Below are 22,071 nucleotides of genomic sequence, written 5' to 3' on the forward strand. Positions count from 1 at the left end.
TAATCTAAAGGACTTTTATAATATTTGTTCCTTTCAGTTCACTTATATATCTATCTCTCTTGGTTTCTCTTTTAGAAATTATTTAGGTTATGCCCCTTTTATCGTCTTAAATGTTACGAAATCCTCGCTACTGGTTACGAGGATTTCTTTTTAATACAAATAAAATTGATAAAATAAAATAGTAAAGTAGATCGAGTAAATATTCGCATGAAATTAAACAAGAAACAAATAATCATAGCTTGTGGTACTATTACACCACTTTTACTTCCAGTTATTTCTTCAAGTTGTCATTGAGGAAGTTTTTATAATACTAAAAAAGTTTATGAAGCTAATTATGTTAAAGATTTAAAAGAAGCATATAACAACTATCTTGCTTCATATAATAAAATGTATGCTTTTGTTTCTACTCCTGATGATTATAAGAAGTTTTATTATCAAAATTATTTATATGTTAATGAAGCTAGTATAAAATGAAATGAACTTTTTAAGGAACTTGATAAATATTTAAATGCGGGTAAAGACAATAAACCTGAACATGAAATTTTATTTGGTTATAAAAACTCCTTGAATGAATTCGTCAAAATGAATAATGGTGATTATCTTGACAATAATCCAATAAACTTATATGAAGAATTAAAACCTAATAGTAAAAATCCAAATATTAGGACACAAATTAAATTTATCACATCGCTTAACAATGAAATTAATTCAATCTTAAATGATTACATAAATGAATTAGCTGATCAAAATCGTTCACCTTATTATGACTTTTTAAAAATTTTTAATTTATATGAACAATGACCTTTATTTGAAAATTCAAAAAATGTTAAAGAATTAAAGGCATTATTTGCTGAAGACCTAAGACAACAATATAAACAATTACAAATTAATTACAATCGAAAATATTATGATCCAAGCAGAATTAATATTGATTATAACAACTTAACAACTTCTAACCCTGAAGATGCTAACTATCATACACACGCTATTTATAATTTATGACAAGAATGAAATACCATTATTATTCCTCATGATTCAAGAGAAAAAAACCGTTTACAAAAAGTGGCTGACTTTTTCGAAACAATCTATAAAACAAATGAAAAAGTAAAATCAAAGTATAATTCTGAAATCTGAATTAAAGTAGGTGATTCATTTTTCAAAAGTTTCGACGAGTTATTTATGCCATCAATAAAAGTTCTTTTTAAAAATGAAAAAACTTTTGAATTAAAAGTTACTTATAATGTTGAAAATAACCCAGCTGTTTTTGGTGACTTTTGAAAAGATAGATTAAATAATTTGGTATTAAAAGCTAAGAATATTGTAGACGTTGTTGATGAATATAACGAATAATTTTCAAAAAGAAATATGAGCACAAAAAATTGTGCTTTTTTATTCTTAAAATTTTGTTAAGCAAATTAATTAAAAGTATTTCTTAGTTCTATATTATATTTATACCTAAGTTTAATATTCTTATTTAAAATTAAAGATTTAATATAATAATTACACTACTAGAGATTAAACGAAAGGAAAGAATGGCTGTAAATCCAATATACGATAAGTGAAGTAAAAAATCATCTTGGGATGTTTCATTTACCGAGAAACTTTTAACATTTGGTAAAAATAATTCTGAAGAAGAAATTGATAAAGCTTTTTCCGGAAATATTAAATTCATTGATAACAAATTAATCTCTTCAATTGGTGTTGGTACCAACTTAATTAACGAATATACAATCACTGCTTTAGCTTATGCTTTTACTAGTTTTATGAAAACTCAAAAAGAAAATGGTGCCCGTGTATTTATTTCAATCGATAATTCTTTTAATGCAAATTTATATATGAATATTTTTGCTCGTGTTTTAACCGAAAGCAACTATCAAACAGTTATATATGAAAATTCTGCTGAAATTCCTAGAGTGTATAAAACGTTAGCAGTTCAATCATCAAATTGCGATTGAATTGTATCGCTAGAGCATTTTAATAATGATCCTAAATTAATGAAAATAAGTTTTAATTGAGGCGATGGAGCTCCTTTAAATCATGAAGAAATGGCTAGAATTTCTTGAAGTTTAAAATCAACTGATTACTTAACAATTGAAATTCCAACTAAATCCGTTAGTTTTGAATATGACAATTCTTTTAAACAATATCAAAAAGAAATAATGACTAGATATTCAAAATCTCCATATCTTAATAAAGATAGCATCTTTTGTGGATTAGATATAAGCGATCCTTTACTTAAAAGTTTCTACCTTAACAATTTAACACGTATGCAAATTCCCCATTTCTCAATTTTAAGAACTAAGTTAAAAACTTTATATGATGCTAGTGATCAAAAAAATCTTTCTAGAGTTTATTGAGAATCATTAAGTAGAAAATCTAAAATTAATTTTGATATTAATAATGATGGAACAGGAATTAACTTTAATGTTAAATATAAACATATTTATAAATACTTTAAGCCTGATGAAATAGCTGCCTTATATTTAAACTTTTTATTAAATGATGATGAAACTTTTAACCGCGAAGATATGACTAAATGCTTCATTGGAAAAACAGTTCAAATAGGTACATTAACACAACAAATTGCCTTGAAACATAACATTGAAGTGCGTTCATTTAATAACCGCTCAGGTGTATGAAAAGAGCTACAAAATAGTGATAAGGACTACTTTTTGCTTACACTCAAAACAATGAATATGTGCCATATAAACGTTTGTTTAATGGATATGATGCTAATCATTTCATGTATGAAATTATTAGAATGGCTACATATTATATGAATGTCAAAAAGAAAACTTTATTTGAAGTTTTACAAGATATTTTTGAAGAATATGGATGTCATCAAAGCACGATTAAATCATATGCAATTGAACCTGAAATTGCTTCAAGATTTTTCCAAAGAATTATGAACGCTGAAAAAATTAATAATAAATATAAAGTAGTCAGAGTTCAGGAAATTAGCAAAAGCGGATCTTTAAATCAGAAAATTATTTATAAAGTTTACTTTGAACACGGTGAAAACGTTGTTTTACAATATTCACAAATTACAAACCAGCTTGTTATTTATTGCGAAACAATGGAACAGAAAAATGAAGATAGAAAAGAATTAATGATGGTGGTTAGAAACCGTGAAATTTTCGATGGTATTTTAGACTTAAAAGAAGATACTAGGGTTTCTAAAGTAACCTTCTGGTCATTCTTTAAATACTTCTTCTATTTTGCACTTTTAGTTGGAATTATCGTATTCTTATTCTATTCAGTTTATAAACTTAAAATTGATGGAGTAGAAAGTACTCCAAAAGAAGTTTTTAAAGCTTTTGGCAGAAAACTTTATACTGAATATGATGTTGTAGGACACAAAAGATCAATATCAACAGGTTATGCAGTCCGGTCTGCGTTTCTGTTAATGGTATTTTCAATGTTTATATATTGTGGTTTACAAGCTATGTTATTCAAGCGAGCTATCTCACTTCAAGGGCATAAGGCTAAATGAGGCGACTTATATATAGGTTGCATCATTGGATATGTTATTCAAACTATTACGCCTAAATCAATTGGTGGCGATATTGGAACTTATTGATATTTAAGAAGAAGGGGCTTGCCTCGTCCAGTATTATTCTCAGCAATTATTGTTAATACTTTCTTATGACAAGCATGTAATGTTTTATTAACAATTTGTTTTGTTCCAGCAGGTATTTATATTTTTAAATCATTCTTTGCTGAAAAATCTGCATCTTCAATTATATTCATTGTTATGCTTGTTTTAGGTTTGATTTTTGATAGTGGATTTTCAGTTTTATTAGTAATGGTTGCTTTGAACAAAAAACTCCAAAAAGCCTTAATTAAAAGCACTTTGGCAATTATTGAATGAACTCCATTTATTAGATCATATGATTCATTTAGCATTAAAGCTAAATACGAATATGAGATATATAGCTTAAATGCTAGCTTAAAAACATGCTTTAAAAATGGCTGAACTTTTGCAGCATTATTCTTATATAAATTAATTCCTGCTTTCATTACAACAACTGCTATTTTTGGTAAAGCAATTAATATTATTCAACCAGATGTAAAAGCTGGTTACTACATGAACCTTACAATCCAAAATACGATGATTAGAATTTCAAATGCTATAAGCTTGACGCCTGGTGGTACTGGTACCGCTGACTACTTATACAAAAACCTTATTAATCAATCATTACAAAGTACATCGTATGATGGTTTAAGCCAAATTAACAATGCTTCAATCTTTACAGCTTTAGGAACCTTTGGAACTATTATTATTCCATCAGCAATTTCAGCCATCTTACTAGTAATAGTTTATATTGGTGAAAAACGTGTTGATTACTACCAAAGAAAAAATAAAAACTTAAACTTAGTAAATAACAACAATATTTCAAAGCAAGTTAAAACAAAGACTAAATATTATAAAATTACTTATCCAATATTCTTCTTAACTTTACTTGCTGGCGGATTAGCATTTATCTTTATTCATTAATTTACACTACACATTTTAATCTTAAGATGTGTAGTTTTACCTGAGTTTCCAAGTTGGAGCTCTTTTTTTATTACTTTTTTCAGTGTTATTTATATATAAATAAAAAAAGTTATTTTTTTACATAATTACATTGTAATTTGTGGTATAATAAAGATATGAAAAAAGACAAATGACTATTAATTTCAAGAAAAAATAAGAACTCTACTTACTTATCTTTAGCACTTTCAGGAGGATTTGGCAAAGGTTATAAGAAATCTATCGGTATCGGTACAGTTGAAAAATGAGAAAAATATTGTTCTGATCCAGTAGAAAAAATTAAAAAACTATCTCAAAACTACAATACTGATTGAGATAGAAATATGATAATTAGACAATTAGAGTTAGATATAAGCAAGGTTAAAATTGAAACAAAACAGTTCAATTATGGATATGATTTGTTATACAGTTTCTTAGAAAAATTAAATCCTTTTAAAGATGCTAAAGTATCAAAATCCAAGTGTTTAAATGATTTATTAAAATATATGATTTCAAATAGAATTGTAAATCCGGGTAGCATGCTTTCATCCTTTAAAAATAAAGACAAATTCAATATAAATTTAGAAGTTGAAAAGACGACATTTTATAATACTTTAGACTATTTAGCTGAAAATAAAAATAACATTTTAAAGAGTGTTAACGATACGTTAATCAAAGATAAAAATAGAAAAATAGATATTATTTGATACGACTCTTCAACGGTATATTTTGAAAGTTTTGTAAGAGAAGGATTGAGATATCCAGGTTATTCTAAAGATGGAAAATTCAAAGAAGATTCAAATTTTTTAGGTTTAGCAACAGATGAAAACGGCATTCCAATTCACTATAAATTATTCAAAGGGAACACTGCTGATGCATCAACATTTATTAATTTTATTTTGAATATAAAATCGCAATATGAATTAAACAAAGTAACACTCATTGCTGATAGAGGAATGAGTACAAATAGAAACATAAGATTCTTAGAAGATAACGATATTGATTACATTTTATCTTATAGATTAAAAGCGGCTTCAAATGACCGAAAGACCTTTGCAATAGATGAATCCGGCTATTTTGGAGACAATAATTTTAAATATAAAGAAACTACTTTTTATTCGTTTTGAAAGAATAGAAGAGCAAACGGACACAAGAGAAGATTGGTAGTAACATATAGTAAAAAAAGAGCATTAAAAGATAAAAATGATAGACAAATTTTAATCGATAATTTTATTAAAAGACAAGATAAAGACGGACTAGTTCATGATCAAGTAATGTTCGGTCAAAAGAAGTTTAAATTCTTCGAAAAAGTTGGTGGTAAAGGTTATTACAAACTTAACTATGACAAAATTATCGAAGATGAAAAGTTTGACGGATATTATGCTTATGAAACCTCTAGATTTGATTTATCACCTGAAGAAATTGTGAATTTATATTCAAAACAATGACAAATAGAATCAAACTTTAGAGCTTTAAAAAGTGCTTTAGCTGTAAGACCTATTTATGTATGAAGTGAAAAGCATATTGAAGGTCATTTCGTACTTTGCTTCTTATCTCTTGTTTTATTAAATTTTGTTATTTATTATTTAAACAAAGGTTTGAAAGAACTCGGTGTTGTAGATGAAAAAATCACAATCAAAAAATTACAAGATGTAATAAAAGAAACAATCAAAACATGCAAGATTATTGACGGAAAAATTGAAAGTGAAGAATATATTATTAACGACAACAATAATCAAGCAATTCAAGATTATCAAACATATTTAAGAATTTTAAATGAATTAAAATTTTAAATTATTAAAAACAGCTCATCAAACAGATGAGTTGTTAAAAATTACATTGTAAAAGTTGGAAACTCGGGATTAATTTACACTACACATTTTAATCTTAAGATGTGTAGTTTTATTTGCGTAAAAAATGTACAGTTATTTAACTGTACAAATTTGATTAATCTGAAAATAATTTATAGCAACCAGTATCATCATCATTAATTTTCATCTTGAATGAAGACTTGCAAACCTCATTGATTAAATTTGGATCATTATTATGTTTATCAAAAAACTTTTTAGCAAATTCTTTAACTTTTTTGCTTGAACCAAATGGAAATTCAATGTGATATTTTTCATTCATTTCATCCATTAATGATAAGAACTCAGCACGTGCTAAAACACTTGCAGCTGCTACACTTGGACATACTGATTCAGCATTATGAGCCAGTAAAATTTCTGAATTAATTTCGGTTAATTTAGCTCAATTATTTGCGTAAATTAATTCTTCATAATATTTTTCTATGCTTGTTTTATTGGCGTATTGGTCAATAAAGACATAATCATAGGAGGTTAATTTTTTCTCTAAATTTGTAAATGAATTAAGATGTGTAAACATCTTTAAAACATTAGCATTATACTTTTTATTTAATGAGTTATATCCCTTAGGAGTTAAATGATGAATTGAATACATTATTAGTCCACTAGATTTTAATTTCTCAGCAATTTCTCTAACTGCTTTATCAGTTAATTTCTTGCTATCCTTAACACCTAGTGCGACAACTTTATTAACATTTTGATATGGAATTAAGACAGCAGCACTGCATAAAGGACCGAAATAGTCACCTACTCCGGCTTCGTCAATTCCAATAATGTTCTTTTCTTTTAAATTAATAGAAAAATTGTATTCAATAAACTTCATATTTTACTCTTCATCATCATCTTTATATTTGTTCATTTTTTCAGCAGAAGCTTTAGCTTTTGCTATTTCTTTTTCTGGGTTATCTAAGAATTTGTTGATGTATTCACCAACTGCGCCTTGTTGATTTGTTTTCTTAAGTTTAATTGTAGCGTGTTTTTTAACGGCATCTGAAGCATTACCAACAGCAACTGATACACAAGCAACCTTAAACATAGGAACATCGTTAAATCCGTCACCAAAAGCAACTGTGTGATCTAAATCAACACCGTAGTACCTTGTTAATAGTGAAAGTGCTCTACCTTTGTTAACAGTTACGTTTGTAATATCAAACACAGGTGTTAAGCCTTCACCTTTTGATCAATATGAGAATTCACCTAAGTCACCATATCTAGCTCTTAAGTATCTTCTAAGTTTTTCAACATCAGTTGTTGGTTTAACATCAAAAATAATACCTGTTGGTCTAAGTGGAAGTTTGTTAAAGTTTAATCCAACAACAAATTTGCTTGCTGAATTAAATCCAAAAACACCTTCTAAGTCTTCATCTCTATGTTGTAATTGAACTCATCCTGGTCCTTCAATAGCGATGTTTGAAATTTCTTTTTCAACAACTGGATCACCTAAAATATAAAGCATATCATTTAAGTTTAGGTATTTAATATATGGAATGAAGTTTTCATCTTTAGGGTGGTGAATTTGAGCACCGTTATAGTTACATACAACAGTGTCTAAACCTAAAGCTTCATAAATTGGTTTAGTACTTCTTCATGGTCTACCGGTGATAGCACACACATAGTGTCCTTCCCTTTGCGCTCTTTTTATAGCATCATAAGTAACATCATGAACTGTACCATGTTTGCTAGATGAAAGCATTGTTCCATCTAAGTCAATAGCGAATAAATATTTTGGTTTTGTTTCTTTGTTATCTGACATATGTAAATCCTTTTATTAAAATAATAAATAATAAATATAAATTTAAATCTGACTATAAAGTCATAGTTTTAAATAATATATTTCATATTTTACCAAATTTCTCACTAATTTCAATTAAGCAATAACTTGGGTCAGAATTAAGATTTTTATTACGACTAATAAAAGGCAATCCAGCTGATCCTGGATTAATTATGTATTTAGTTTTCCCATTTTTAGTTTCATCTATAAATAATTTTGCACAGTGTGAATGACCATATAAAATTAAATCAGCATCTATTTCTTTTGTTAATTCTTTCATTCTTTCTTCACTCATCAAATCACTATATGAACCTAATAAATGACCGTGTGTGATATAAACTTTTTTATTTAAAATATCAAAAGTTTTAAAGTCAGGGAGCTCGCTATCAAAGTCATTATTGCCTCTAATTGCATAATTAAAATTAGCATCTACTCATGCGTCGCTAAGTTCAGTGTCTCCTAAAGAAATAGCCAAATCATAATCTTCATTTTTTAAAATTTTTTCGGCTAGCATTTTATTTCTATGTATATCACTTAATACAATTATTTTCATATTTTAAATTATACTAACGCTTTAATTTATAAAGCCAAAAAACAAAAAGTATATGGAAAAACTTTTACATTTATTTCATGTTTATTTTTCTTTATTAGCCTGTTTTATAGTCCAATTAAGCAATTAACCTATGAAAAACAGAGCCTCATAAGAGACCCCTTGAAAAGTTTATAAAGAATAATTAATATAATATGAAAGGAATTCGTTTACAGCCTTTTTTCTTTTCTTGTAATAGGTTGTTTTTGAATAAAAATCTTCGTATCAAAAGTTATGTTTTGGCTTAATAAATTCCATAAAAATAATGTGCTTACTGTCATCAGAAAGGCACTCTAAAATGTTTTTAAATTTATCAGAAAGAAAAATATTTTCTTTATGAAAAGGCTGATTATCTAAAAGTGAAGAAGAACTGCTTCTGCTTTTAAAACCTTCTTTAGCATTAATTCTAGCTGATGCTTTTTCAAGTCTACATATTGCTTCAACAGCTCTATATTTTTCTAAGTCACTAATTTCGTAAGTATCAATTAGTCTCGCGAATTGTTCTAGGATCATACCACTCCTAAAAATAAAAAAGAAGCAACGAAAGTGCTTCTAGTAAGCTTTTGCAAATATTACATATCTATTTGTTTTTTGTTTACATTCGGGTCAAATACATTTGTGTTCGTCTAAAGGTTTATCCATTTTTTTAGGAATACATCTAGTAGATGCTCCTGTTTCTTCTTTTATTCTTTTTTCAACAGAATCTAAACAACAAAATGGGGCTATAACAAATTTATTTTGTTTAATGGCTTCTTTAAATTCATCATATGTATAAGCAAAAACAGTGTTAGAATTTAATCTTTCTTCAGCTTGTTTATATAAATTATTGTGGATATCATCAAGTAAAGATTGAATACAATCTTTTACTTTATCGACATTAACTTGTTGTTTTTCTAGTGTATCTCTACGTACTATTGTAACAACATTGTTTTCTAGATCTCTAGGACCAACTTCAATTCTTAAAGGGGTACCTTGAATTTCAGAATTAGATGCTTTAAATCCTGGTTGTTTATCTGAAGCATCAAGTCTTACTCTAAATTTTCTACCTAATTGTTTTTGAAGTTCAACGCAAAATTCATGAACTTTTGGATCTTTATTCGCAAAAAGCTCAAGAATATCGATTTGGTTAGGTGCTACGCGAGGTGGGATAATAATACCTCTGTTATCACCGTGAGTCATAATTAGTGCACCAATCAGTCTAGTAGTAACACCTCATGATGTTTGATAAACATAATCTTTTTGGTTATTTTCGTTAACAAAAGTGATTTCGTAAGTTTTTGAGAAGTTTTGAGCTAAGTAGTGACTTGTACCAGCTTGTAAAGCTCTACCATCTTTCATCATGGCTTCAATTGTGTATGTTGAACAAGCACCAGCAAATTTTTCATAAGGAGTTTTCTTACCAATAATAGTAGGGATAGCTAAATAATTCTTTAAAAACCTTGCATAAGTTGCAATCATTAATTTTGTAAATTTTCTAGCTTCAAGAGGATCTTTGTGGCATGTGTGACCTTCTTGTCATAAGAATTCTCTACTTCTTAAAAATGGGTTTGTTGTTTTTTCTCATCTTACAACATTAGCTCATTGGTTATAAATAACTGGTAAGTCCTTGTGAGATTCAATCATTGATTTAAATAAATCAGCAAATAAAACTTCACTTGTTGGTCTAACATAAATTGTTTCATCTAATGTTTTGTCACCTACCTTGGTGATTGTTGCTAATTCAGGATTAAAGCCAGCGACATGTTCTTTTTCTTTTGCAAATAATCTATCTGGAATAAAGAGTGGTAAATATACATTTTGAATACCTATTTCTCTGAAAACTTCATTCAAATTTTTTTGAATTAATTCTCATATTCCATAAGAATTTGGTTTAAAAATCATGGTACCTTTTACTGGTCCATAAGCCATTAATTCACCTTGCTTAACTACATCAGTATATCACTTAGCAAAATCCTGTTCTAGTGGTGTTATTTTTTCTAATTCTTTCATATCTTTATTATTATATATTAATGTCTAAAAATAAAAAATAAGTTAAAAAAATATTTAAAAATGAACGTTTTTTGCACTTTTTGATTTTTTCAGAGGTTTTTGGGGGTTTTTAAAAATAAATATTTTTGATGTAAATTAATGACTGAAATATCTGTTAGATTGTGTTAAAAATGAGTGATTTTGATGCTGTTTTTAACTTATTTTTAGTAATTTTATTAATATAGTGCTTTTTATGACAAATTCTAGAAAATATTAAGCATTTTTATGTATGTTCTTAATGTTCTTTTAAAGAATAAATATTTTGTTTTTAAAGAATTTTTGGATATCAAAAACATAATTTTAGAATTGCTGCTTTACTATTAAAATATCTGTAATTTCTCATTTTCTAATTTTCCATATTTGGCTATAAAACAAAAGAATTCTACAAATATATAGGTTTAATATTGATTGAGTTTTAATTTATCAAAACAAAAAAATAACACCTTTTTGTGAGTGTTATCTTTCATTATTTCTTGTTAATTAAATCATCATATTTAGCAAGTAAAGCATCTACATCTAAATCGAGAACATTGATTGTTTCTTCGGCTTTTTCAAAAATTGCTTCTTCTTTTTCAGAAACTTCAGAATAGGTAATTTTTGGAGACATGTTTTTATCACTAACTTGATAGATTCTTAATGAAGTATTAACTGCGTTAGGAACTTTAATTTTTGAAAATCCTTCATCATTTTTTGTGATTGGATAATTTGCAACTTTATCAAGAATAATTTCGTTTTGATCATTCGTTACAAAGATATCAGTTTGTGGTAAAACAGGATCACAATCTGATACAAGTATTTGTTTAGTTTTTAATTGTGGGAATAATGGTTTACCTAAATTCTTCTTAGATACTTTATTAATATTTGCAACTGCGATTCTTTTGATTAAATTACCGTTTGCTAATAATGCGATAGTTTCATTTGGTTCAACTAAAGCAAAAGACATAATTTCATCAATTGGAGGCATAAAACATGATTTTGTACCGTTTGATTTAGTCCCATAAATTTGAACTTCATTTTCTGAATATAATGAAGCCATACCTCTTTTTGTTACGAGAAGAACATCTTTATAACCATTTGATAATTTAGCACCAACTAATTCATCACCTTCTCTTAATTTCATTGCAACAAATGTTTTGCTTGTTCTAGATACTTCAAAGTCTTTAAGAACAACCCTTTTACCTTGACCTTGTTTACTGAAAAGACAAACATAGTTAAGTAAGTTAAAGTCAGTAACTTCAATAACTCCAACTACTTCTTCGCCTGAAGCTAGTTCAACAAATTCACTTAAATGACTTCCAAAATCTTTTCATTTCGAATCAGCAATTTTATAAACTGGAAGCACTGCATAATTACCTAAATTAGTGAACAATAACATGGTATTCAATGTGTTTGTTCTACTGAAAAACATGATTTTGTCTTGTTCTTTTAATCCGAAAGAAATGAAGTCATTTGAATCAACAACTCTTATTGATAAACGTTTTAAATAGCCAAATTTACTTACTGATAAAAATACTTCTTCCTCTTTAATTAAGTCGATTTCGTTAATTGACACTTTATATTGTTCATCTAAAATTTGGGTTCTTCTTTCACGCCCAAACATCTTTTTGATATCTTGTAAAGTTTCAATTAAGTACTTATTAAATTCTTCTTCATCGCTTAATAATAATTCACAATGATTAATAAGTTTTTCTAAATCACCTTTTTCAATTAAGAAGGCTTCTTTATCAGTTTTGCTTAATTTATAAAGTCTTAATTCAGCAATTGCTGTAGCTTGATTAATTGTAAATCCAAACACAGACATTAAGTTCTCAATAACACCTTGTTTTGAGTTTTCACTCTTACGAATTACTGCAATAACTTGGTCTGTTATTTCAGCGACCTTTAAGAAACCTTCAACAATTTCTAAACGAGCTTTATATTTAACTAAATCATATTGAAGTGTTGCTCTTTTTACATCTTTAACATGTGATAAGTAAGCATCTAAAAGTTGTGAGAGATTTAAAACTTTTGGTGTGTTATCTTGAATTACAACATTATTGTAGTTGTAATAAATTTGCATTTGGGTTTTTGATAAAAGATAATTTACAATAACTTCTTCATTTGCATCTTTAGCAAGTGTAATTAAAATGCTAATACCATTTCTATCTGATTGATCTTTAACTTCTAATAAGCCATTAACTTCTTCAGATTCAATAATTAAATCAATTTCACGAACTAAATCACTTTTTACAACACCATAAGGTATTTCACTAATTTCAATAAATTTATTTTTATTATCTTCAAATGTTTTGTATTTTGAAACTAATGTTAATTTACCTTTTCCTCTTTCAAATGCTTCTTGAATACCTTCAGTTCCATAGATTACACCACCAGTTGGAAAATCTGGTCCTTTAACAATTTTAAAAAGTCTTGAAAGTTGAATATCGGGGTTTTTAATTTTAGCGATTGTAGCATCCAAAACTTCATTTAAATTATGTGGAGGCATATTAGTTGCAAAACCACTAGCGATACCAACAGCCCCATTAATAAGCAAGTTTGGAATAATTGATGGCAATACTACTGGTTCTTTTTCCGAGTCATCAAAGTTAGGAGCAAACTTAACTGTATTCTTTTTAATATCGCCAATTATGTATTCTGAAATTTCAGATAAACGAACTTCAGTATAACGCATAGCAGCAGCTGGGTCATCATCAATCGAACCAACATTACCATGCATTTCTAAAAGTGTATGACCCATTTTTCAGTCTTGTGCCATACGCACCATAGCTTCATAAATTGATGAATCACCGTGTGGGTGATATTTACCAATAACATCACCAACAACACGTGCTGATTTTTTAAATGGTTTAGTGTGTTGTAAACCTAAATCAAACATAGAATATAAAATTCTTCTTTGAACTGGTTTAAGCCCATCACGAACATCAGGCAATGCCCGTTGTTGAATAATATATTTTGAATAACGACTAAATCTATCAGACATTATAGAGTCAAGATTTTCTTGAATAATTTTTGATAATAAGTCGTCTAATTTATTTTGATTATTCTTATTCATAAAATCCTTTCTCTATTTTTTGCTGATATCAAAATCATCTTCTAAGGTAAAGTCAACGTTTTTGTTAATTCAGTCTTTTCTTAATTCAATGTTTTCACCCATTAAAGTTGAAACTCTTCTTTCTGCTAAAGCAGCATCTTCGATCTTAACTTGAATTAGGGTTCTGGTTTCAGGATTCATGGTTGTTTCTCATAATTGATCAGCATTCATTTCACCTAAACCTTTATAACGTTGCACTTCAGCACCTTTATATTTATTAGCTAATAATTCTCTTAATTCTTCTTCATCTCAAGCATAAACAATTTCCTTTTTTGCCTTATTTGAAGTCAATTTGAACAAAGGAGGGAGGGCAATATAAACATTACCATTTTCAATTAACTTACGCATATGTCTAAAGAAGAAGGTTAATAATAATATTTGAATATGAGCACCATCGGTATCGGCATCTGTCATAATAATTACTTTGCCATATTGAGCTTTTGATAAATCAAAATCATTACCAATACCAGCACCAATTGTATTAATTATGGTTGCAATTTCTTCATTTTTAAGAATTTCAAAAAGTCTTGATTTTTCAGTGTTAATTACTTTACCACGTAATGGAAGAATAGCTTGATATCTTCTATCTCTGCCTGATTTTGCGCTACCACCAGCTGAGTCCCCTTCGACTAAGAATAGTTCTTTTTCTTTTGGATTTTTAGATTGAGCTGGAGTTAATTTACCACTTAAAATTTGTTTTTCTTTTAAAGCTGATTTAGTTTTACGAGCTTCTTGACGAGCTTTTCTAGCAGCTTCTCTTGAATCTGAAGCTTTCTTAATTTTTTCTAAAATCTTTTTAGCTAATGGTTTGTTTTCAGTAATTCATAATTTTAAATGTTTAGAAACAATTTCTTCAACTACACCTTTCGCTTCTGGAGTTCCTAATTTATCTTTTGTTTGACTAACAAATTCAAGATATTTTTCAGGAATTTTAACTGATAAAATGATTGTCAAACCTTCACGGATATCTTCACCATCAAAAGTATTTTTACCTTTTAACATTTTTTCATCTAAAGCAAAATCGTTGAATGTTTTAGTTAAAGCAGACTTAAGTCCAACTTCATGTGTACCACCATCTTTAGTTTTAACATTATTAACGAAAGATAAAATTGTTTCATTATAGCTATCTGTAAATTGAAAACCACATTCCACTTCAATATCACGTTTTGTTTCTTTAAAAGTTACAATATTCCCAATTGGAGTTTTAGTTTCATTAATAAAATGAACAAAGGCTTCAAGACCATTTTCATGAATAAATTGTTCTCTTTTGCCATTAATTTCATCGATTAATGTGATTGATAAACCGCCAATTAAGAAACTACTTTCTCTTAAACGTTCAGCAATAATTTCAAAACTTAATTTAGCTCTTTTGAAAATTTCATAGTTAGGTCAGAATCTAACAGTTGTTCCTCTTTTGTTAGTTGTTCCAATTTCTTTTGTTCTTTCTACAATGTTGTCACCATTTTCAAAAATTGTTTCATAGATCTTTTTATCACGGTAAACAGTACAAATTAATTTATTACTTAAGGCATTAACAACTGATGAACCCACACCATGTAAACCACCAGAAGTTTTATAAGCGCCTTCATTAAATTTACCACCAGCATGAAGTTCTGTGAAAACTAATTCAACAGCACTTTTACCACTAGGTGTCATACCAACTGGAATACCACGACCATTATCAGAAACAATAACTGAACCATCTTTATTTAAAACAACTATAATCTCGTTTGCATAACCTGCTAAAGCCTCATCAATTGAGTTATCAACTATTTCTCAAACTAAGTGATGAAGTCCATTAACATCAGTTGATCCGATGTACATACCAGGACGTTTTCGAACGGCTTCAAGACCTTTTAGTTGTTGTATACTACTTGCATCATAAATATTATTCATAATTGTAATTATATATTAAATTCAATATATGATAATGATTAGATGAAAAATTTACTAGATAATTTATGCTTTGTATTTTTCTTAAACAACTATAAAATAGGATAAAAATAAAAATAACAGCCATTATTTTTCGACTGTTATACATGCTGAAATAATTTTGTTTAAAACAACGTTAGTTTTATCAATTATTATTTTTTTCTTATCTTCACTTATATTATCCATTTGTTTAAGTTCATAGTCAATTGCTTCTACAATAATTTGTATAGCACTTTGTAAATAAGCATCAGATTTTAATTTTAACTGTTGCTCAGGCTTAATATTAACATCAATTAAATTAGCATTTTGAATAATAGAATCAGGTACATCATTGATGTAATTTACTAAGTTTTTGATTTCGGTTGAGTAATATAATGAATACAATTTTAAAATGATATTAAAGATGTCAAATGACTCTTTAGTTGTTCGGAAAAGAACAATTATGTTTCTAACATTTTCAACTAATTTATTTAAATTTTTAGCTTGGTATGTCTTATTTTCTACATCTTCTTTTGATAAACCATCAAGTGAAAAATAGAACATAATGTCATATTTGGGGCTAGTACCTTTAAAAATATTTAGGTCAATATTCTTGTTGTAAGTTACATATTGATTAGTTTCACGATTTACAACAATGTAATTTTTTGGGTTAACAAATTCTCTGAAATAATCAGAAATATCATCATTATAATTGGTTTTATTATCATCGCCTTTTAAGACATTCACACCAAGTTTTGCTGATGCAATTAAACCCGGAGTATAAAGCGAAGCACCTTTTGCTTTATTAAAACTAATTCATTCTAGCATTTTATCATTAGCATTAATAACACGGTTTTGGGTTGTAACAACTCCAGAAACATTAGCAACTAATATTGAACATGGGATAACTCCAACAGTGCCTATAACTGCACCAATTGAGCGATAACCAACTGTACTGATATGATTTTCTTTTCTTCTTTTAATTGGTTTATGAAGAACATTATGCAAAATCAAAATTAAGATTCCGCCAATAATTAAGAAAGGAATTTGAATTGCTAGCATCATTAAACCCATAAGAAACGGTTTAAGTTCTTCAACTGATCTAATTACTTCTTCTTTGTGCTCAAACTTAACATTTTTTATGATACTGCTTGCCAAAACAGGTGATAAAGCAAAGCCTATTAGTCATCCACCTACTCCAAAGCTTGCTGTTATAATTCCACCATATATACCACGCCTAATACCGCTAATAATGGCTGAACTAATTACAATAATTACTAAAACTATTGGAATAATCATCGACCATGGATTAAAAGCAAATTTTTGTCATTGTTCTATCATTTTATTTCTCTTTGTTACCTTTTATTTTTAAACTATAATTGCGTCTTTTTTAATTCAAGGATCATTTTTATTTATATAGTCAATAAATAATTTACCTTGTAAATGATCCAATTCATGTTGAGCAACAATTGCTGGATAGCCAGTAAAATCAAATCTCTTTCATTTCTTTTCAAAATATGAGTAAGCTTCAAAGACTATCCTATTTTTACGATAAACGTATCCCTCTTGATTTGGAATGTTATCGCCAACACTTAAGCAACCTTCACCTTCTTGGATAGCTACAAGTTTTTCGCTTGTGGCAATCACTTTAGGATTAATGAAGACATCTCTGACGTGTTTACTTTCAGGTCCAACATCTGAATTTATGTAAAACATGTTTTTTAAAATACCATATTGAACGGCAGCTACACCGACACCTGGTCTAAATTTTGAACCTGGTTTTTGACTATCATCAATATGATAAATCATTCTTTTAGCTAAATCCTCATCTTCTTTCGTCAAAGGAATAGGAACATCTTTTGATTTTTCTCTTAATACTTTATCAGGTAAGAATACTAATTTAACATTATATTTTTTCATATCGTAATTATATAATAAATAATATAATGATTAACAAAGAGGGATGATGTTACGAATAATTTCAGGAAAATATAGACATAGACAAATAGATCAACCTAACACAACAAACACAAGACCTACAATGGATAGAGTTAGAGAAGCTATTTTTTCATCAATTCATTTTCAAATTGAAGGCAAAATTGTGCTCGATTTATTTGCCGGAAGTGGTTCTTTTGGCATTGAAGCTATTAGCAATGGAGCTATGAAAAGCGTGCTAGTTGATAATAATGGAGATGCAATTAACACAATTAAAAATAATCTAAGCAAGCTAGAAATTCATAATGCTGAAGTATTCCAAAAGAATGCAATTGACTTTTTAACTAATATGACTGGCAGAGAATTTAATTTTATTTTTGTTGATCCGCCTTATGCTGAATATGATTTATTAAATCAAAGTTTAAACCTTATTTTACAAAATGGTTTTTTAGCAAAATATGGACAAATCATTGTTGAGACAGATAACCCGGATAAAATCATTTTGCCTAAAGGTTTAACCTATGCTAAAGAGAAAAAATACGGTCAAGTTTATGTTTTATTTATTGACCATATTAGATAGCAATAATTTTATAATAATGCTGTTTTATAGATTTATAGAGCAAAGCATTATTATTTTTTTATTGTACTTTTTAATAAAAACTCAATATAAAAAAGCACCAATAAATGATGCTTTGATACGATAAAATTATTTCAATAGATTGCTTGATTTTTCCATCATGCTTGTTACTAAGTAAGCATGATTTAAAAGGATAGCTGAAACATTTGGTGCTTTTGAAGCTTCAAAAAGTTTTGAAGATGTTTTAACTCAAATGTACATTTTCTTGGTTTCAAACATGTAATTAATACCAAAGTTTTTTGATGATAATGAATATTCTTTATAGAAATTGAATAAATCTTTTTTGGTTTCATCTTTAATTACATTAGCGGTTGCATAAAGTTCCATTTCTTCATCAACTTTAACAAATTGATTTGTTTCTTTTTTGCTTAATTGACTTCCTAGTTCACCTTGATAGAAAGCATAGAAACTTTGTTCTAAATCATTTGTGATTTCACCTTTAAAGAATAATGAGTATTCAGGTTTATCAGAACCTTCTTTTGTAACAGCAACTTCTCTAACAACTCATTTGTCATTTGTGTCCATATCTTTAAAAATATATGATTTACTTGTTTCTTCAAATTGGAGATTTTCTTCGTTTTCATAAAGATTTTTAACATACTTTTCTAAATCATAAATTGAATCATGATCAGATTTTTCGGTTTCAGTTGGGTCATTTACAAAATCAATATTAAAAGTTTTAAAAATATCAGGTAAAACTTTATGATAATCAATTTGTTTGTATGCTTCTTGTTTTACAAGTGATTTTTGCCCAATGTGTAAAGAGTATAAATATGAACCGACTAATAATAGCACAAGCATAGTTCCAAAAAGAGTTCAGTTAATTGGATTTACAACATTTGATGGAATTGTCTTGATTGAGTAAAGTATACTTAAAACAATAATACATACTGGAACTAATGATAATAAAACAAGCGATGAAACGAAAAATGCAAAGGCTTTTTTAGCAACTGGTAACTTTTTTTCTTTCATTAAATTTTTGTAATATTCTTTTGATTCTGCATCAAGATTTTTTTGAATAGCAGTGTATTCATCTGGATTAATAATTGCTTTCATGCAACCTCCTAAATATTTATTGATAATATTATAATTTTAACATTTAATATAAATATTATAATAATATTTTCAAACTACTAAGTTTTTGTATTATCTTATTTTATAGTTGTTTTAGTCAAAATACTTACTAGAAAAATCAATATGTTTATAATATAAAACTTCAAAATTGCATTAATTAAATGCATTAAAAATAAATAATGATCAATGAATAATTGTGTTTCCCACTTAGTAGCATAAAACGATTATTCCCGCTTAAGTATAAAAATTTGACAGTGATTCCAATTTTAAAAGTCCTAATATTCCACGGTTAAAAACCTTTCCCACTTAGTAGCATAATTTGGTTTGTTCCCACTTAAGTATAAAAATTTGAAAGCGAATTCCAATTTTAAAAGCCTTAATATTCCACAGTTAAAAACCTTTCCCACTTAGTAACATAAATTGAATCATTCCCACTTAAGTATAAAAATTTAATAGGTTGATATCTATAACTTAAAGGAAAAATAAAAAAACAGGAATATAGTTTTCCTGACTTATAAGTGTTGCCAAAATAAAGACCCAATATACTTAATAATATTCATAAGCTTAGAAAATAATTACTATCTGTTTCTTATATAGTCTAGAATGAGTTGAGAAAATCCATTGTTATTTAAGAAAAAGTTTTGAGGATTCATTTTTAAACTATCAATTAATGAAGTATGTTGTATTTTAGATTTTTCATTTTGTTGATTTAGTTTTCTAAAAACATTGCCTTGTAAACATGATACATAATGAACTTTTGGATTTATTTCTGAATGACTTATAAAGCGAATAATTTCATTAATTCCCGCGTTTTGTGTTCCACCTGAACCATTTGTTAATTTATGCTCAACTATAAATATTTCATCGCCAATTTTGATTAATAAATCTGGATTTTTATTTTCTCTTTCTTTTCTAAATTGAAATCTTATATTTTTATCTTTTAATATTTTGTCAAAAAGTTCTTTATCGCCTTTATCTGGCAATATATACATGAATTTATAATTATTAAATTCGTTTAATGAATTTGCTTTAATAAATGAATATGGTTCTAGAACGTTCAAAATTTGTTTAATTCCCGTTTTCCCTTTTCTTTTATTGGTTGCTAAATCAGCGTTTATTTGTAATGCTTGATTACTATAACCATGATAACAATAAATTGAATGTCTATTTTCAATGTAAAGTTGAACAATTCTTTTAAATAATTCTCTCTTGGTGTTTAGATTCATAGATTTTGAATCATTTATATAAGCATTATATGAATAATTTAGAACTTGAAAATAAACACAAAAAAGGAGAATAATTAATTCTATTAGTGGTTTCAACTAAATTTATTATTTTATCAATAACAGTATTTAATATTTTTTCGTTTTTTATGTAACTGCCTGATAAAGTCTTATAAGTTGCTATTAATTCAATTAATTGATCATTAGCATCCATTAATTCAGTCGCTGGCGAATTTATGTTTTCGCTTATGACTAGCACACCCATAGGATTTTTATCATTAATAATGTCTTCATAATTATTAGACAACTGACTGGTTAAAAAATAATACATATTATTTTTGTTATTGTACATTATTACCTCATCGTTTCGTTGTATGCTTTTTCCATAATTGCTCTTGCAAGTTTGAAATCTAATCTTCTTCTACGAGATCCATTTTTATCATTTCCTTTGAATGGGGTTAATAATAAATCATAAGATTTTTCTCTTATTTCTTTAAGTAATTTATTACATTCATTTATGAAAAAGATACGCTTTTCATCTGGTATCTCTAGATCGATTAATGAATAATGTCTTGATGATTCTTTGATTTTATTTTGTCAGTCATATTTAATGTTTTCTTTAAAATTAAACTCAATAACATCTTTAGTATTAGCTAAATCAATTGCTCTAAAACCTAATCAACCTTTTGTGTCGTTAAATGTTATGCTTATTTTCTTTGTTGATTCTAGTTTTACTTTATTAATGTTGTCTAATGTTCCTATAAAACTGTCGTTTTTGTAAATTAGAATATCTTTTTCTTTTTTAAATAACATTATCAAAGCAGACAACACAAACGGGGTTTTCGGTATCTTCAAAAGGATTTTCTTCCAATATTGTTATAGAATGGATTCTATCTTTTTGCTTGTATGATGAATTTAAAAATGATTCAGGAATAATAGCAACAACAAATTGTTGCGCTTCTAGCATTCTATCTAAAGCAATGAGATAAACATCATCATATATAGAATTCTTAAAATAATTAGATAAATCTATTTTCTTTTTTGAAGCAGATTGTTTAGCAATATATGGAGGATTTGTAATTATTATTGCATCATCAATATGTGGAATGAAGTTTAGTGAGTCATTTAATTCTCAGGTTAAAGAAGGATCAATATCTAATCCTTTAACTTTTTTGATATTTGAAATTGATTGAACAACATTTAATAAGTCGCCTCCACCAGCGAATGGATCGTAAGCAATTGAACAATTTGACTTTTTAATAAAATCAATAATTTGAGGCTTTAATCATATTGAGTCTTTAGTAAAAAATTGACCTAACTTAACTTTTTTGTTATTCATAAAACCTCCCATTATTCATTGTCCTTATTACTTAATATAATAATTATATTATTATAATGAACTAATTTGGCATAAACATTGCTAAAGTCTCATTT

Annotated in this window: 18 protein-coding genes; 4 read left to right on the top strand and 14 right to left on the bottom strand. The window is 27.4% G+C overall.

Annotation, left to right across the window (positions count from 1 at the left end; translation table 4 throughout):
* The first annotated feature begins 207 nt into the window (after nucleotides 1–207).
* The 3 genes from ACJA22_RS04100 (at nucleotide 208) to ACJA22_RS04110 (ending at nucleotide 6,306) form a co-directional block, all read left to right on the top strand.
* Nucleotides 208–1,350 carry an MAG0770 family lipoprotein gene (locus ACJA22_RS04100; RefSeq protein ID WP_406616987.1) on the top strand — a complete coding sequence of 381 codons (1,143 nt, stop codon included), beginning with the start codon at nucleotides 208–210 and terminating at the stop codon, nucleotides 1,348–1,350.
* A 1,426-nt stretch (nucleotides 1,351–2,776) separates the two neighbouring features.
* Entirely contained in the window at nucleotides 2,777–4,498 is a 1,722-nt protein-coding gene (locus ACJA22_RS04105; RefSeq protein ID WP_406616988.1) for a YbhN family protein, read from the top strand.
* A gap of 155 nt (nucleotides 4,499–4,653) precedes the next feature.
* On the top strand, nucleotides 4,654–6,306 hold the full coding sequence (locus ACJA22_RS04110; RefSeq protein ID WP_406616989.1) for an IS1634 family transposase: 1,653 nt from the start codon (nucleotides 4,654–4,656) through the stop codon (nucleotides 6,304–6,306).
* A gap of 154 nt (nucleotides 6,307–6,460) precedes the next feature.
* On the opposite strand, the gene ACJA22_RS04115 is transcribed toward ACJA22_RS04110, so the two are convergent.
* The 9 genes from ACJA22_RS04115 to def form a co-directional block, all read right to left on the bottom strand.
* Complete coding sequence (locus tag ACJA22_RS04115; protein WP_406616990.1) at nucleotides 6,461–7,201, bottom strand: ribonuclease HIII; 741 nt, start codon at nucleotides 7,199–7,201, stop codon at nucleotides 6,461–6,463.
* Between the two features lie 3 nt (nucleotides 7,202–7,204).
* Entirely contained in the window at nucleotides 7,205–8,131 is a 927-nt protein-coding gene (locus ACJA22_RS04120; protein WP_406616991.1) for a Cof-type HAD-IIB family hydrolase, read from the bottom strand.
* Between the two features lie 52 nt (nucleotides 8,132–8,183).
* Nucleotides 8,184–8,702 carry a metallophosphoesterase family protein gene (locus ACJA22_RS04125; protein ID WP_406616992.1) on the bottom strand — a complete coding sequence of 173 codons (519 nt, stop codon included), beginning with the start codon at nucleotides 8,700–8,702 and terminating at the stop codon, nucleotides 8,184–8,186.
* Between the two features lie 168 nt (nucleotides 8,703–8,870).
* The gene (locus ACJA22_RS04130; protein ID WP_406616993.1) at nucleotides 8,871–9,251 is read right to left on the bottom strand and encodes an MG284/MPN403 family protein; all 381 of its coding nucleotides are present in this window, start codon (nucleotides 9,249–9,251) and stop codon (nucleotides 8,871–8,873) included.
* 39 nt (nucleotides 9,252–9,290) lie between these two features.
* Entirely contained in the window at nucleotides 9,291–10,727 is a 1,437-nt protein-coding gene (proS, locus tag ACJA22_RS04135; protein ID WP_406616994.1) for a proline--tRNA ligase, read from the bottom strand.
* Between the two features lie 505 nt (nucleotides 10,728–11,232).
* Nucleotides 11,233–13,818 (bottom strand): DNA topoisomerase IV subunit A, encoded by a 2,586-nt coding sequence (parC, locus tag ACJA22_RS04140; protein ID WP_406616995.1) that lies wholly within the window; start codon nucleotides 13,816–13,818, stop codon nucleotides 11,233–11,235.
* Between the two features lie 12 nt (nucleotides 13,819–13,830).
* Nucleotides 13,831–15,753 carry a DNA topoisomerase IV subunit B gene (gene parE / locus ACJA22_RS04145; protein WP_406616996.1) on the bottom strand — a complete coding sequence of 641 codons (1,923 nt, stop codon included), beginning with the start codon at nucleotides 15,751–15,753 and terminating at the stop codon, nucleotides 13,831–13,833.
* A 123-nt stretch (nucleotides 15,754–15,876) separates the two neighbouring features.
* Entirely contained in the window at nucleotides 15,877–17,109 is a 1,233-nt protein-coding gene (locus tag ACJA22_RS04150; RefSeq protein WP_406616998.1) for a hypothetical protein, read from the bottom strand.
* 27 nt (nucleotides 17,110–17,136) lie between these two features.
* Entirely contained in the window at nucleotides 17,137–17,688 is a 552-nt protein-coding gene (gene def / locus ACJA22_RS04155) for a peptide deformylase (protein WP_406616999.1), read from the bottom strand.
* A gap of 46 nt (nucleotides 17,689–17,734) precedes the next feature.
* On the opposite strand from def, the gene rsmD reads away from it, so the two are divergent.
* Nucleotides 17,735–18,283 (top strand): 16S rRNA (guanine(966)-N(2))-methyltransferase RsmD, encoded by a 549-nt coding sequence (gene rsmD / locus ACJA22_RS04160; RefSeq protein ID WP_406617576.1) that lies wholly within the window; start codon nucleotides 17,735–17,737, stop codon nucleotides 18,281–18,283.
* Nucleotides 18,284–18,409: 126 nt separating this feature from the next.
* On the opposite strand, the gene ACJA22_RS04165 is transcribed toward rsmD, so the two are convergent.
* The 5 genes from ACJA22_RS04165 to ACJA22_RS04185 form a co-directional block, all read right to left on the bottom strand.
* A complete protein-coding gene (locus ACJA22_RS04165; RefSeq protein ID WP_406617000.1) occupies nucleotides 18,410–19,396 on the bottom strand; it encodes a hypothetical protein in 987 nt (328 codons plus the stop codon).
* 596 nt (nucleotides 19,397–19,992) lie between these two features.
* Nucleotides 19,993–20,640, bottom strand: coding sequence for a hypothetical protein (locus tag ACJA22_RS04170; RefSeq protein WP_406617001.1), 648 nt, complete (start codon nucleotides 20,638–20,640; stop codon nucleotides 19,993–19,995).
* Nucleotides 20,641–20,665: 25 nt separating this feature from the next.
* Nucleotides 20,666–20,989, bottom strand: coding sequence for a hypothetical protein (locus ACJA22_RS04175; RefSeq protein WP_406617002.1), 324 nt, complete (start codon nucleotides 20,987–20,989; stop codon nucleotides 20,666–20,668).
* 2 nt (nucleotides 20,990–20,991) lie between these two features.
* Nucleotides 20,992–21,450 (bottom strand): hypothetical protein, encoded by a 459-nt coding sequence (locus ACJA22_RS04180; RefSeq protein ID WP_406617003.1) that lies wholly within the window; start codon nucleotides 21,448–21,450, stop codon nucleotides 20,992–20,994.
* Nucleotides 21,440–21,976 carry an Eco57I restriction-modification methylase domain-containing protein gene (locus ACJA22_RS04185; protein ID WP_406617005.1) on the bottom strand — a complete coding sequence of 179 codons (537 nt, stop codon included), beginning with the start codon at nucleotides 21,974–21,976 and terminating at the stop codon, nucleotides 21,440–21,442. Before ACJA22_RS04185 ends, ACJA22_RS04180 begins: the two co-directional genes overlap by 11 nt.
* Nucleotides 21,977–22,071: the final 95 nt, after the last annotated feature.

The organism is Mycoplasmopsis adleri (assembly GCF_045276205.1).
Lineage (GTDB): Bacteria > Bacillota_I > Bacilli_A > Mycoplasmatales > Metamycoplasmataceae > Mycoplasmopsis > Mycoplasmopsis adleri.